The 14,155-nt window shown below is 63.9% G+C and carries 14 protein-coding genes; 9 read left to right on the top strand and 5 right to left on the bottom strand.

All coding sequences use genetic code 11. The features are described from left to right. Positions 1-33: 33 nt before the first annotated feature. The 4 genes from AC1DZP_RS01545 to AC1DZP_RS01530 all read left to right on the top strand — a co-directional run bounded on the left by AC1DZP_RS01545 (position 34) and on the right by AC1DZP_RS01530 (position 3,105). On the top strand, positions 34-966 hold the full coding sequence (locus AC1DZP_RS01545) for a VOC family protein (RefSeq protein ID WP_477299916.1): 933 nt from the start codon (positions 34-36) through the stop codon (positions 964-966). A gap of 4 nt (positions 967-970) precedes the next feature. Further along, positions 971-1,591, top strand: coding sequence for an alpha/beta hydrolase (locus tag AC1DZP_RS01540; RefSeq protein ID WP_477299915.1), 621 nt, complete (start codon positions 971-973; stop codon positions 1,589-1,591). Positions 1,592-1,593: 2 nt separating this feature from the next. Then, positions 1,594-1,893 carry a GNAT family N-acetyltransferase gene (locus AC1DZP_RS01535; RefSeq protein ID WP_477299914.1) on the top strand — a complete coding sequence of 100 codons (300 nt, stop codon included), beginning with the start codon at positions 1,594-1,596 and terminating at the stop codon, positions 1,891-1,893. 153 nt (positions 1,894-2,046) lie between these two features. After that, complete coding sequence (locus AC1DZP_RS01530) at positions 2,047-3,105, top strand: dipeptidase (protein WP_477299913.1); 1,059 nt, start codon at positions 2,047-2,049, stop codon at positions 3,103-3,105. Between the two features lie 7 nt (positions 3,106-3,112). On the opposite strand, the gene AC1DZP_RS01525 is transcribed toward AC1DZP_RS01530, so the two are convergent. The 4 genes from AC1DZP_RS01525 to AC1DZP_RS01510 are packed head-to-tail and all read right to left on the bottom strand — an operon-like array spanning position 3,113 to position 7,795. Further along, positions 3,113-3,358: a hypothetical protein gene (locus AC1DZP_RS01525; RefSeq protein ID WP_477299912.1), complete on the bottom strand. Its 246-nt coding sequence runs from the start codon at positions 3,356-3,358 to the stop codon at positions 3,113-3,115. A gap of 2 nt (positions 3,359-3,360) precedes the next feature. Beyond that, the gene (locus tag AC1DZP_RS01520) at positions 3,361-4,620 is read right to left on the bottom strand and encodes an aminomethyl transferase family protein (protein WP_477299911.1); all 1,260 of its coding nucleotides are present in this window, start codon (positions 4,618-4,620) and stop codon (positions 3,361-3,363) included. A gap of 3 nt (positions 4,621-4,623) precedes the next feature. Continuing rightward, a complete protein-coding gene (locus tag AC1DZP_RS01515; RefSeq protein WP_477299910.1) occupies positions 4,624-6,189 on the bottom strand; it encodes a phytoene desaturase family protein in 1,566 nt (521 codons plus the stop codon). After that, the gene (locus AC1DZP_RS01510; protein ID WP_477299909.1) at positions 6,176-7,795 is read right to left on the bottom strand and encodes a phytoene desaturase family protein; all 1,620 of its coding nucleotides are present in this window, start codon (positions 7,793-7,795) and stop codon (positions 6,176-6,178) included. The genes AC1DZP_RS01515 and AC1DZP_RS01510 overlap by 14 nt, the downstream gene beginning before the upstream one ends. Before the next feature lie 201 nt (positions 7,796-7,996). Here AC1DZP_RS01510 and AC1DZP_RS01505 point away from each other — a divergent pair, with 201 nt between their 5' ends. From AC1DZP_RS01505 to AC1DZP_RS01485, 5 genes are all read left to right on the top strand, one after another. Beyond that, entirely contained in the window at positions 7,997-8,791 is a 795-nt protein-coding gene (locus tag AC1DZP_RS01505) for a class I SAM-dependent methyltransferase (RefSeq protein WP_477299908.1), read from the top strand. A gap of 6 nt (positions 8,792-8,797) precedes the next feature. After that, a complete protein-coding gene (gene betI / locus AC1DZP_RS01500; RefSeq protein ID WP_477299907.1) occupies positions 8,798-9,511 on the top strand; it encodes a transcriptional regulator BetI in 714 nt (237 codons plus the stop codon). A gap of 25 nt (positions 9,512-9,536) precedes the next feature. Then, on the top strand, positions 9,537-10,619 hold the full coding sequence (locus tag AC1DZP_RS01495) for an ABC transporter substrate-binding protein (RefSeq protein ID WP_477299906.1): 1,083 nt from the start codon (positions 9,537-9,539) through the stop codon (positions 10,617-10,619). A 114-nt stretch (positions 10,620-10,733) separates the two neighbouring features. Continuing rightward, complete coding sequence (locus AC1DZP_RS01490; RefSeq protein ID WP_477299905.1) at positions 10,734-11,810, top strand: extracellular solute-binding protein; 1,077 nt, start codon at positions 10,734-10,736, stop codon at positions 11,808-11,810. Next, positions 11,807-13,117, top strand: coding sequence for a flavin monoamine oxidase family protein (locus AC1DZP_RS01485; protein ID WP_477299904.1), 1,311 nt, complete (start codon positions 11,807-11,809; stop codon positions 13,115-13,117). The genes AC1DZP_RS01490 and AC1DZP_RS01485 overlap by 4 nt, the downstream gene beginning before the upstream one ends. On the opposite strand, the gene AC1DZP_RS01480 is transcribed toward AC1DZP_RS01485, so the two are convergent. Beyond that, positions 13,081-14,154, bottom strand: coding sequence for an ABC transporter ATP-binding protein (locus tag AC1DZP_RS01480; protein ID WP_477300184.1), 1,074 nt, complete (start codon positions 14,152-14,154; stop codon positions 13,081-13,083). The two genes, AC1DZP_RS01485 and AC1DZP_RS01480, sit on opposite strands and share 37 nt — an antisense overlap. Position 14,155: the final 1 nt, after the last annotated feature.

Genomic DNA, 14,155 nt, shown 5'->3' with positions numbered 1-14,155 from the left:
GGCCGCACAAGTACCAAGGGAAGGAGCAAGACCATGCTCGATCAGATCAAGGGCCTGCATCACGTCACTTCGATGGCCAGGGATGCCCGCCAGAACAACGAGTTCTTCACCAGGAAACTCGGTCAGCGCCGGGTCAAGAAGACCGTCAATTTCGATGCGCCGGACGTCTACCATCTCTACTATGGCGACGAGGCCGGCACGCCGGGTTCGGTGATGACCTATTTTCCGTTTCCCAACATCGGCAAGGGCCGTCATGGCGTCGGCGAAGTCGGCACCACGGTCTACTCCGTGCCGGAAGGCACGCTCGCCTATTGGGAAAAGCGTTTTGCCGATGAAGGCGTCTCGGGCCTGTCGCGCGACGAGACATTCGGCGAAAAGCGCCTGGCCTTTGCCGGACCGGACGGCGATGGTTTCGCCCTGGTCGAGGACAAGGCCGACGCCAGAAAGCCATGGGCGAAAGGCGGCATCCCCACCGATGAGGCGATCCGCGGCTTTCACTCCGTGTCGCTCAGGCTGAAGGATGGCGGCGCCACCGAGGAGTTGCTGAAGTTCATGGGCTACGAGGAGATCGACAAGTCCGGAAATGTCCGGCGGCTGGCGGTGAAGAACGGCAATGGCGCCGACGTCGTCGACATCGAATCGCTCCCGGGTGCCGCTTTCGCCGATCTCGGCGCGGGCTCCGTCCACCATGTCGCCTTCGCCGTCGAGAACCGCGCCAAGCAGCTCGAAGTGCGCAAGGCGCTGATGGACACCGGATATCAGGTGACGCCGGTGATCGACCGCGATTATTTCTGGGCGATCTATTTCCGCACGCCGGGTGGCGTGCTGTTCGAAGTCGCCACCAACGAACCGGGTTTCGATCGCGATGAGGATACCGCTCATCTCGGTGAGGCGCTGAAGCTGCCGACGCAGCATCAGCATCTGCGGCCCTATCTCGAACAGCATCTGCAGAAGCTGGAAGGCTGAGACCATGAGCAAGGACGCTTACACTTACAAGGTGCTGCCCGGTTCGCCGGGCGGTCCGCTGCTCTTCGTCTTCCACGGCACGGGGGGCGATGAGAACCAGCTTCTGTCGCTGGGGCGCGATCTCTTGCCCCAGGCAACCATCATCTCGCCGCGCGGCGATGTGGCGGAACATGGTGCGGCGCGCTTCTTCCGCCGCACCGGCGAAGGCGTCTACGACATGGGCGATCTGGCGCGGGCGACGGACAAGATGTCCGGCTTCATCAAGGCCCATATCGAGGCGGCGAAGCCGTCAGCCGCGTTCGGCCTTGGCTATTCCAACGGCGCCAACATCCTGGCCTCGGTGGTGTTTGCGGCGCCGGCGATGTTCGATGCCACAGTGCTGATGCATCCGCTGATCCCGTTCGAACCCGAGATCAACGGCAGTCTCGCCGGCCGTCACATTCTCGTGACCGCCGGCAGGCGCGATCCGATCTGTCCGCCGAACCTGACCACGCGGCTCGAAGCCTATTTGCGTGCCGATGGCGCCGATGTCACAGTGGCGTGGCATGACGGCGGGCACGAGGTGCGGCCAAACGAAATCGAGGCGGCATGGCATGTCTTTGCCGGCGCCACCCAGGGAGTATAGCGATGCCGGACCAACTGCCTGAAATCGAACTGGAAGATCGCGGTTCCAAGGGTCGCTACGTCCTGCGCGGGCCAGACGGCGCCGAGGCGGAGATGACCTTCACCAAGATCGGCGAGCAGCAGATCATCATCGACCATACGGAAGTGCCGGACGTGTTCCGCGGTCAAGGTGCCGGGCTTCGGCTCGTCACCCGCGCCGTCGAGGATGCACGCGCGGCGGGCAAGAAGATCATCCCGCTTTGCCCGTTCGCGAATGCCCAGTTCCGCCGCCACCACGAGTGGGCAGACGTGCTGAAGCAGTAGGATCGGCCGGCATTTCGTCGATCGGAACGGGCGCGACATCAGGCTGTCGTCCCGCTTCGATGGCTTTGGCATTTGCACGGGTAGCGCATCTTGCCTAAGTGGATATGATCTATCGCAGCCACCGCGCCGACAAACGAACCGAATGATCCCCCAATGACCGAAACCGACCTCGTTCCCGTCTTCGACGGCCACAACGACACGTTGCTCAGACTCTACCAGTCGAAAGACACGGACGTCGAAAAGCTGTTCATCGAGGGGAAATCGGGTGGCCATGTCGACCTGCCGCGCGCGAAAGCCGGTGGCTTTGCCGGCGGCATGTTCGCCATCTTTCCGCCGCCTGTCGAGAAAACCAGGCGCAGCGCCGTGCCGCTGGCGCCGAGCGATGCCGAGCCGCTGCCGCCCGAGGTCCCACGCGCCGATGCGTTGACCTCGACGATCGCGATGGCCTCGATCCTGTTCAGGCTGGAGCGAGCCGGAGGGCTCACCGTCTGCCGCAGTGCCGGCGATGTCCGCAACGCGATGGCGCAAGGCTCGATTGCGGCGGTGTTCCACATCGAAGGGGTCGAGGCGATCGATCCCGAGCTCACAATGCTCGACGTATTGCATGCTGCCGGCCTGCGCTCGCTCGGCATCGTCTGGAGCCGGCCGAACGCCTTCGGCCACGGCGTGCCGTTCCGCTTTCCGTCCTCACCCGACACCGGCCCCGGGCTGACCGATGCCGGCAAGGCGTTGGTCAAGGCCTGCAACCAGCTGAAGATCATGATCGACCTGTCGCATCTCAACGAGAAGGGCTTTCGCGATGTCGCCGCGCTCAGCGACGCACCGCTGGTCGCCACTCATTCCAACGTCCACGCGATCTGCGGCCATTCGCGCAACCTCACTGACTGGCAGCTCGGCGCGATCCGCGAATCCGGCGGCATGGTCGGGCTGAACTTCGCCACCGGATTCCTGCGTGAGGACGGCCGCATGAATGCCGACACCAGCCTCGACATCATGGTGCGCCATGTCGATTCGCTGCTGCAGGCACTGGGCGAGGACGGTGTCGGCCTTGGCTCGGATTTCGACGGCGCCATGATCCCGGCCGTCATCGGCGATGTCGCCGGCCTGCCGAAGCTGATCGATGCATTGGCGGCGCGCGGTTTCGGCCGCGCGCTGATCGAAAAGATCGCCTATCGCAACTGGCTCAGCATGCTGGAGAGAACCATCGGGTAGAAAAGACCTATTCGAAACCCATGCGCTTGAGCCAGTCTTTGCCGACACCGCGATCGCGGATGATCGGCAGCGGATCTTCCGAATCGAGCCGCGCGCAGATGCGGTAGACTTCGAGCGTCTCGGCGCTTATCTCGCCGCCCTTGTAGAAGAACATGGCGGCGGCATAGCGCGTACGGCCCGACCATTTCTCGCCGAGCGGCGTGTTGACCAGCTCCCATTGCTCGGCGGCTTCGAGTTCGGCTTCGTCGGTCATGGTCAGAAATCCGCCGGCGGATTGGCGGTGCGGCGGTCGAGCTTGATGAAGGGCCGCGCCACCACCTTGGCGCGCTTCATCAGCTTCTGATACTGCAGCTCGCGCATGGCGTAGATCTCGACCCAGAGGTCCTCGACCATGGTATCACCGTACGGCCGCGCCAGCGAGGCGATGGCGATGTTGCGCTTGGCCATTGGCGACCACATGGCGGCGCTGACCAGGCCGACTTCCTGGCTTTTCTTGTGGTAGACGATGGCATGTTCGGCGGGGATGTTGCCTTCGATCTCCAGCCCGACCAGCACATGGCGCAGCTTGTGTTTGGCGCGAGCCTCGAGGATGGCGCGGCGACCGTTGAAATGACCTTTCTCCAGATCGATCATGAAGCCGAGGCCGATCTCGTCCGGCATGCGCAGGCGATCGGCGCGGATGGCGTGCTCGGCGGTGGTGAAATCCGCATTGGCGACGATCAATCCGGCCTCGAGGCGAGCACGGTTGAGCGCGGTGTAGCCGATGGCGCGGATACCGCGCAGTTGGCCCGCCGTCATCAAGCGGCCCCACAGGCTGAGCGCCCTGTCGGCCGAGACGAACAGTTCGTAGCCGAGGTCGCCGGTGAAGCCGGTGCGAGAAATGCCGACGGTGCCGCCATCATGCTGGAAATCGGCGAGGTCGAATATCTTCAGCTTCTCGACGCCGGTGAAGCCGGCATCACGCAGCACCGCAAACGCGGTCGGCCCTTGCAGCGCGAGCCCGGCGACAGCCTCCGTTTCCTCCGCGACGGTGACATCGAAGCCAATCGCGCTGTCGAGCAGCCATGGCAGATGCCGCTCCTGCGAACACAGCCGGAAGCGTGTCGGCGACAGCCGGAACAGCGTGCCGTCATCGAGGACGAAGCCCTCGTCGTCGCACCACGCCGTGTAGTGGACACGGCCGGGTTTCAGCTTGGTGACATCGCGCAAGGTGACGCGGTCGAGGAAGGCTTCGGCGTCCGGCCCTTCGATCCGGTATTTGGTCATCGGCGAAATGTCGAACAGGGCGGCCTGGCTGCGGATGGCGAAATATTCGAGTTCCTCGTCCCACAGCGAATGCGGCGCGCGGTAGCCAGCCCAATTGTACCAGTCCTGGGTCTTGGCCAGCGCGTCGATGCGCGGCTGGAACGGCGTGCCGAGCCGCAGCGTGCGGAAATGGTCCTGCGCGGCGATGCGGGCGGAAACGACCGCGTTGACTGTCCTCGAGACGGGCTTCTTCCTGGTTGACTGGGCCATGGCTTACCCCTTCATCGCAATGATGCGCCGCGCGGCGTTGAGGCCGGGAGCGCCGGAGACGCCACCGCCGGGATGAGAGCCGGCTCCGGCCAGGAACAGCCTTTCGAGCGGTGTGTCATAGCCCGACCAGCCGGACACCGGTCGCGAGATCAGCATCTGGTCGGCCTGCAATTCGCCGTGGTGCCAGTGGCCGCCCGGCATGCGGTAGCGCGTTTCGATGTCGGCCGGCGTCAGAAGCTCGGCGTGGACCACGCTTTTGCCGATGCCAGGCGCATAGGCTTCGAGCTGGGCCATGATCGCCTTGAGGAATTTCGGCTTGCCGGCATCCCAACTCTCTTTCAGCGCGTAGGGCGCGTATTGCACGACCGCCGACAGCACGCAGGCGCCGCTCGGCGCGAGCGACGGGTCGGCGAGGCTTGGCAGCGTGATCTCCATCACCGGCTCGGGTGAGAACTCGCCATATTTGGATGGGTTGAAGGCGCGCTCGACATGGTCGGGCGAGGGCGCAATCACCAGGCGGCCCTTGTGGCCGGCGGCATCGACGCCGGTGAATTGCGGCGGTCGGTCGAGCGCCAGATTGAGCTTGGCCGCATCGCCTTTCATGCGAATGTTTTTCACCTTGCGCACAAAGCCGGTATCGATCTCGCGCGGCCCGACAAGGTCGAGGAAGGTGGTCGCCGGATTGATGGCCGAGACGATCGTCCTGGCACGCAGCACCTCGCCAGTGTGGAGCGCAACACCGACTGCGCGGCCGTTCTCGACAATGATCTTCGCCACCGGCGTCGACGTGCGGATGGTGACGCCGGCCTTTTCCGCCGCGGCACGGATGGCAGCGGCAACCGCGCCCATGCCTCCTTGCGGCAGTATCTGCGCGCCGGCTGCACCGCCGGTCTCGCCGGCCAGCCGGTAGTAGAGGCCGAGCAATGATGTCGGCGAGCGGGGGCCGAGATGGCTGCCCAGCGTCGCATCGAAAGCGAGCAGGCCTTTTAGCCTGATATCAGCCAACTGCTCGTCGAGCAGGTCGGCAACATTCATCAGCAGCACGCGCAGGAAGTCGCGCATGTCTTCCTTGCCGAGCTTCTTCAGCGCCAGCGCGGTCTGGCCGAGCGAGGCGGTCTCGAGCAGCGACATGCCGGCGAGATCGGGCGGGCGCCGGGAGAGGAACGGCTTCAATATACCGGCATAGCGCAGCAGCTGCGCGCGCAATTCCTTCCAGGCCGACTGCTCGGACGAACTGGCGCCGGTCAACACCTCGCCATAGGCACCATGCAGGACCAGCGGCGGGCCGTCCCTCGACAGCGCAACCGACGGCATGAAGTCGGCGCGCGCGAATTGCAGCCCGTGCTTGTCCAGATCCAGCGTCTTGACCACATCGGGATGCAGCCGGTTCAGCAGATGGGCGATTGACGAGACACGAAAGCCCGGCGCGAATTTCTCGGTGCGCGCGGCGCCGCCGACTTCGCTTCCGGCCTCCAGCACCAGCACCTTGCGACCGGCCTTCGCCAGCGTGGCCGCGGCGACGAGGCCGTTGTGGCCGCCGCCAATGACGATTGTCTCAGATGACGTCATGGGCAGCGCTCATATGCGAGGTGGATTTGGCGAGGTCGCGCAGGATTTCCGCCGCGGCGTTGCGGCCGGGCGCTCCCATGACGCCACCGCCGGGGTGGGTCGAGGAGCCGCACATATAGAGGCCGCCGACCGGCGAGCGGTACTGCGCGTAACCCGGCACGGGCCGGTTGAACAAAAGCTGGTCGAAGGTCAGTTCGCCCTGGAAGATGTTGCCTTCGGTGAGGCCGACCTCGGCCTCGATCTCGCGCGGGGTGCGCACCTCCATGTGGACGATGCGGTCGCGAAAGCCCGGCGAGTATTCCGCGATCTGCGAAATCACGCTCTCGGCAAAGCCGTCGCGGTCGGCATCGGTCCACTCGGCTCCTGCGATCTTGGGCGGCGCGTATTGCACGAAGCAGCTCATGAAGTGCTTGCCGGGCGGCGCCATGGTCGGGTCGAGCGTCGTTGGGATGACCATGTCGAGGAACGGATCGGCGGACCAGCGTCCGGCCTTCCAGTCGTCATAGGCGCGCTCCATGCGCTCCATCGAATCGGTGAAATGCATATCGCCGCGATAGACCGGCGAATCCTTCGGCAGCGCCGGGAATTCCGGCAGCGAGTCGAGAGCGATGTTGACCTTGCCGGACGAGCCGCGGATCTTGAAGTTCCTGACCCGGCGCAGGAAGACATCGGGCAGTTCCTTTTCCTCGACCAGCTTCAGGAAGGTGCGCTTCACGTCGGCATTGGAGACGACGAGCTTGCCATAAATCTCCTCGCCGCCGGCCAGCACCACGCCCTTGGCCTTACCCCTCCCGACCAGCACATGGTCGACCTCGGCACCGGTGCGGATGGTGCCGCCCGACGCCTTGAAGGACGCGGCCAGCGCCTTGGTGACCGCGCCCATGCCGCCGCGCGCATAACCCCAGGCGCCGACCGAGCCATCGACCTCGCCCATATAGTGATGCAGCAGCACGTAGGCGGTGCCTGGCGACATCGGCCCGAGCGCGGTGCCGATGATGCCGGACAAAGCGAAGTTCGCCTTGATGACGTCGGTCTCGAAATATTCGTCGAGGAACTCCGAGATCGACATGGTCCAGAAGCGCAGCGTCAGCGCCATTTCCTGCGCCGAAAGGCCGGCGAATTTCTTGCCGAGATAGAGCAGTTCTCCGAGGTCGCGCGGCCGCAGGCTGGTCGGATCGGGTGCGGTGCGCATCAGGAGCGGCTGGATGAAGCGGCACTGCCGCGTCACGTCGCGGGCGTAGCGGTCATAGGCTTCGGCATCGCGCTTCGAGAAGCGGGCGAACTCGCGCCGGTGGGCATCGTGGTCGCGGTAGTTGGCGAGGTAGTCACCGTCACGCGTGAATACCGCGCCGCCCTCATAGGAGATGACCTGCAGTCCGAAGCGCGGCAATTCGAGGTCGCGCATGATCTCGGGGCGAAAGAGCGAGCAGACATAGGAGCAGTTGGAATAGAGGAAGCCCGGCGTCAATTCCCGGCTGGTGGCGGCACCGCCGACCCAGTCGTTCTTCTCGACCACCAGCACGTCGAGGCCGGCGCGCTGCAGATAGCAGGCGTTGACCAGGCCGTTGTGTCCGCCGCCGATGATGATCGCATCCCAAGCTTTCATTTTGGCCCAGTCTTCCCGTGCGACCCGCTCTTCATTTTTGCGTGATCTGTTCCCGAATGCACGGAATTTGGCATGGCAGCCGCCATTTTGTCCAGCCATATTGAATGAATGTTCAACAAACGGTGTTGCGTTTTGCCCTGTATGCGCTACGCTTTGCCGGCAATCGAAAGTGCTCAAATCGGCTGACGGGGCCGAGGTGCGATGATCGAAACGGCAGCAGCCGAGCCTGAGTATGACGACACCGCCATCCGCTTCCTCGAGGCGCTGTGGGGTGATGGCTACCTGTCGCCCGGTGGGCCGGACGAGGTCGACCGGGTGGTCGAAGGCCTCTCGCTCCAGGGCAAGACGATCCTCGACATCGGCTGCGGCTCGGGCGGCATCACGCTGCATCTGGTCGAGCGCCATGGCGCTGCCCACGCCACCGGCTTCGATGTCGAACAGCCGGTGATCGAGACAGCCCGGCGCCGCGCCGCCGCGCGTGGGCTCGCGGGTCGTGTCAGCTTCATCCAGGCACCACCGGGCTCGCTGCCTTTCGCCGACCATTCCTTCGATGTCGTCTTCTCCAAGGATGCGCTGCTGCATGTGCCCGACAAGGATGGCCTGTTCGCAGAAATCTTCCGCGTACTGAAGCCGGGCGGTGTCTTTGCCGCCTCCAACTGGATGATCTCGCATGACGGCGAACCGTCGCCCGAGATGAGGGCCTACATCGCCGCAGAAGGCCTGTCCTTCGCCATGGCATCGCCCTCCCGCTATGCGCAGGCGATGCGCCGGGCCGGCTTTGCCGATGTCACCATCAAGGACCGCAATCCCTGGTATCGCGACGTCGCGCGTGGCGAGCTGGAAAGGCTGAAAGGACCGCTCTATCCGACTGTCGCCGCCGTGGTCGGCGCCGCCTATGTCGACAAGAACATACGAACCTGGGAAGCCATGCAGAAGGTGCTTGACAGTGGCGAACACCGTCCCACTCATCTTCGCGGTCGGAAGCCGGTTGGATAGCCGGCGATGCAGGAGACCGTCAGACCCATGAAGACGGCAGACGCCAGGGACGCCCTCCTTGAACCAATGCGGAAAGCTGAATCCGAGAAGCGCGGACGCAAGGCCTCGAAGGAGGTCAGGCAGCTTCAGCTCATCGAGGCGACGATCGATTCACTGGCCAAGCGCGGCTATTCGGAGACGACGATGGCCGATGTCGCCGATGGCGCGGGCCTGTCGCGCGGCATCGTCAATTTCCATTTCGAGAGCAAGGAAAAGCTGCTCATCGCGACCTTGCAGCATATGTATGACGAGTACTCGGCGCATTGGCGCAATGCCCTGCAGAAGGCCGGCGATGATCCCGCCCGGCAACTCCAGGCGCTGGTCGCGGCCGATTTCGACCGTTCGATCTGCAACAAGCGCAAGCTCGCCGCCTGGTGCGCCTTCTGGGGCGAGGCCAAGTCGCGGCCGACCTATCAGGCGCTGAGCAGTGCCCGCGATGCCGTCTACCAAAACATCTTCATCGACCTTTGCGCGGCGCTGAAGCAGAGCGGCGACTATGCCTATGAGTCGCAGGTCATGGCGCTGGCACTCAGTGCCATGACCGAAGGGTTGTGGCTGCGGTTGATGATGGGGACCGAGGACACCACCCGTGAAACCGCCTTGCAGGCGGCAAACGAATTCCTGTCGGCGGCATTCCCCAAACACTATCCGTGGAAGGCGGCCGACGCGACGAAACCATAAGAAAACCACAGAGGATGGAACGGCAATGAAGACACTGACAAGACGCCTGACACTGACCTTGGCGCTGGCCGGAACGCTGGCGGCGTCGGCAGCCGCACTTGCGGTCGCCGCCGACAAGGACTTGATCGTGTTCGACTGGTCCGGCTACGAAGACCCCAGCTTCCACCCGAAATATGTCGAGAAGAACGGCGACTCGCCGACCTTCGCCTTCTTCGGCGACGAAGACGAGGCGTTCGAGAAGGTTCGCTCCGGCTTCAAGGCCGACCTCGGCCATCCCTGCTCGCAGAGCGTGGTGAAATGGCGCGAGGCGGGCCTGCTGCAGCCGCTCGACACCTCGAAGATCACGGGCTGGAAGGACCTCAATCCCGGCATCATGGCGATGAAGGATCTTGCCACCACCCCGGACGGCAAGGCGTGGTTCATGCCTTGGGATTGGGGCAACACCCAACTCACCTACAACACCTCCAAGATCGACGCCAAGGACGTGCAGTCGCTGAAGGCCTTCGCCGACCCCAAGTTCAAGGGACGGGTGTCGATCGGCGACAACGTCGACGACGCCTATGCGCTGGCGAGCCTCGCTATCGGCCTCAAGGACTGGACCAAGATGACCGACGACCAGTTCAAGCAGGCTTCGGATTTCCTGCGCCAGGTGCACAAGAACGTGCGCTCCTACTGGACCGACACCACCGACGTCGTGCAGCTGTTAAGCGGTGGCGAGGTCGACCTCGCCTGGGCATGGAATGACGCGACGGTGCAGTCGGTGGCGGCCGGCGTGCCGATCATGTCCAAGAAGGACACCGACGAAGGCATCTCGACCTGGGTTTGCGGCTACGTGCTGTTCAAGGACGCACCCGGCAATATCGACAAGGCCTATGACTACCTGAACGCCGTCAACGATCCGGAGACTGCCAAGGTGCTCGTCAAGGACTGGGGTTATGGCCAGGCCAATGCCAAGGGCATGGCTGGCGTCGATCAGGCGGTGCTGAAGGAAAAGGGCTATGACGACGTGCAGAAATTCGTCGACAAGACGCTGTTCCAGTCGCCGGTGCCTTCCGACCTCAAGCTCAAGATGATCGCCGAATTCGAGAAGATCAAAGCCGGCTATTGAGCCTGTCTCGAGTGCCCGTCCGCCCGCCAACTGAGCGGGCGGACGGGCTCGCCAAAGCCGCCGAATTCTCCTAACGTCACAGCCTCTTTTTCGCGATTGGGGGAGTTTCGCGCCATGAAATCAGTGCTACGCCGCCTTGCCCTTGCCGCCGCGTGTTTGATCGGCGCAGGCTCTGTCCATGCCTTGGCGGAAGGCGGCGGCGACCTCGTGGTGTTCGACTGGTCGGGCTATGAAGATCCGCTGCTGCACCCCACTTACGCTGCCAAATACGGCGCCGAGCCGACCTTCGCTTTCTTTGGCGATGAGGACGAAGCCTTCGAGAAGATGCGGGCGGGCTTCAAGGCCGATGTTGCCCACCCTTGTTCGCAAAGCGTGGTCAAGTGGCGCGAGGCCGGCATGCTGCAGCCGCTCGACACCTCCAGGATCCCTGGCTGGAAGGACCTCAATTCCGGCATCATGGCGATGAAGGATCTCGCCACCACCGCCGACGGCAAGGCCTGGTTCATGCCCTTCGACTGGGGCAACACCTCGCTGCTCTACCGCACCGACAAGGTGACGGCCGAACAGGCGCAGTCGCTCAGGATTTTTGCCGATCCCAAGTATAGGGGCCGCGTCACCATCGGCGACAATGTCGACGACGCCTATGCGCTGGCGAGCCTCGTCATCGGCCTCAAGGACTGGACCAAGATGACCGATGCACAGTTCCAGGAGGCATCCGCCTTCCTGCGCGACGTGCACAAGAACATCCGCTTCTACTGGACCGACGACACCGACCTCAACCAGGCCTTTATCGGCAACGAGGTCGACCTCGTCTGGGGCTGGAATGAGACCTTCGTGACGCTGAAGGGGCAAGGCATGCCGATCGCCATGAACCGCGACACCAAGGAAGGCATTTCGACCTGGGTGTGCGGCTATGTGCTGATGAAGGATGCGCCGGGCAAGCTCGACGAAGCCTATGATTTCTTGAACTCCGTCAATGCACCCGCCGTGTCGGACTACTTGGTCAAGACCTTCGGCTATGGCCATGGCAATGGCGCCGGCATGGCGGCGATCGACCACAAGGTGCTGGTCGACCGCGGCTTCGACAACCTCGATAAATTCCTCGACAAGACGCTGTTCCAACAGCCGGTGGCGCCGGAGCTCAAGCAGCGCATGGTCGCCGAGTTTGAGAAGATCAAGGCCGGCTATTGACGAACGAACCGCAAAGAACCGACGTCGTCATCGTTGGCGCCGGCTTCACCGGCCTGTCGGCAGCGCTCGAGCTGAAGGCAGCCGGCATCGACTTCCGGCTGCTCGAAGCGCGTGACCGCGTCGGCGGGCGTGTCGAGTCCAGGCAGAATGGGCTTGGCGAGCGCGTCGACAGCGGCGGTCAGTTCCTGTGCGAGGACATGCCGGAGCTGATGGCCCTCGTCGCGGCGCGCGGCAAGACGCTGGTCGAGACTTATCTGGATGGCGACTTCGTCGCCCAACCGGCGATGTCTGCGAGGGAGGCCGAACGAACATATGCCGGCTCGATGGCGATCCGCGACCGCATGAATGCGATCTCGCCTGATGATCCGGCAATTGCCGGCCTGACCGTAGCCACATGGCTCGCTGGCCAGAGCGATCCTGACGACGCCAAGGCGGTGTTCCGCTCGATGATCGAAGGCCTGTGGTGTCAGGCTCTGGAAAAGCTGCCGTTGTGGCACCTGATCGACAATGATCGGCGCATCACCAACGAGGTGACGGAGCTGCAGTATTTCGTGCGCGAAACCATGCATGCGCTGGCCGACGACCTGGCTCGCGATCTCGGCGACCGGCTGCGGTTGAGCAGAGCGGTTACGGGGATCGAACATGGGCCGGGAAGGGTTCGTCTCGCATCGGCGACGGGTATCATCGAGGCGCGGACCGTGTTGATCGCCGTACCGCCGACGATGGCCGCCAGACTGGATTTCGCGCCGCCGCTGCCGGCTGGCTTGCAAAGAGCTCTGGCGGTCTGGCAAAGCGGGGCGGTGATCAAGGTGCTGGTGCGTTTTCCCACCTGCTTCTGGCGTGACCGCGGCCTGAGCGGCATGGTGATGTGGCGCGACCTGCCTGGGCTTTTTGCCTGTGATGTCAGCAAGGACGACGATGACGCCGCGCTGGTGGTCTTCGTCGGCGGGCCGCTCGCCTTGCGCTGGCGCGAATTCGGCGACGCGACACTGCGCGCCGAAATAGCGAAAAAGCTGGTGGAGGCCTTGGGGCCCGAGGCGGCCGGCATCCTCGATCTCAGCTATCGCGACTGGACGGATGACCGCTGGAGCGGCGGCGCCTACGGCGATCTCATCATCGATGCGAAGGCAACCGACGCCGAGCGCACAATCCTGGCCGGTGCTGCGCCGGTGTATTTCGCCAGTTCAGAACTGTCGCCGTCATTTCCGGGCTATGTCGAAGGCGCCATCGTTGCCGGGCGCATCGCCGCTCGCAAGATCATGGCCGAACTTCAGTCGGCCATCGCCACCAGCGCTTCGGGATCGTAGGCAAGGCGGATCGAGGTGCCGACCGGAATGTCGTCGGCGCCGAAATCGTTGGTCTCGGTCACCGACAGCGGCTTTTCCAGGCCCGGTATCTCGACGATCAAATGGGTGATCTCGCCGAAATAGTGGCGTTCAACGACTTTGCCTGCGACCTCGAACTTGGCCGTCGCATTGTCCCACAGCACGCGCAGGCGTTCCGGCCGGATGCCGAGCGTGGCTGCGCCACCATTGCGCACGAAGGCCTTGGGCTTGTCGGTCTTGACGCGGCCGAAGCCCAGCGTGTCGACAACCAGCGACGCGCTATTCTCCTCGACGATCTCAGCCTTGACGAAGTTCATGCCGCCGAGGAAGTCGGCGACCTGGCGATTGACCGGCCGCTGGTAGATTTCCTTGGGCGAGGCGACCTGCGCGATTTTTCCACCGAACATCACTGCGATGCGGTCGGACATGGCGAGCGCCTCATACTGGTCGTGGGTGACCAGCACGAAGGTGATGCCGACAGCCTGCTGCAGGCGGCGCAGCTCGACCTGCATCTGCTCGCGCAGTTTCTTGTCGAGCGCAGACAGCGGTTCGTCGAGCAGCAGCACCTTGGGCCGCATCACCAGCGCACGGGCGAGCGCCACGCGCTGCCGCTGGCCGCCGGAAAGCTCGGTTGCCAGACGCTTGCCGAGGCCGGTCAGCGACACCTGCGCCAGCGCTTCCTCGACGCGGCGTTTCTCCTCGCCGCCCTGCAGCTTGAGCCGCTTCAGCCCATAGGCAACGTTCTGCTCGACATTGAGATGCGGGAAGATCGCATAGCTCTGGAAGACCATATTGGTCGGCCGGCGATTGGCCGGGATGCCTTCCATCGGCTGGCCGCCGACCGAGATCGAGCCGCGGGTCGGATTGTCGAAGCCGGCGATCATGCGCAGCAGCGTGGTCTTGCCGCAGCCGGATGGACCGAGCAGCGAAAAGAATTCGCCCTCTTTGATGGTCAAGGAGGCGTCGTCGAGCGCCTTGAACGCGCCATAGCTGCGGGTGACGTTGCGGATCTCGATCATT

It is taken from the genome of Mesorhizobium sp. P2_F8, assembly GCF_056403655.1.
The sequence above is the reverse complement of the archived record's forward strand: the minus strand, read 5'-3'. Positions and strand labels throughout refer to the sequence as shown.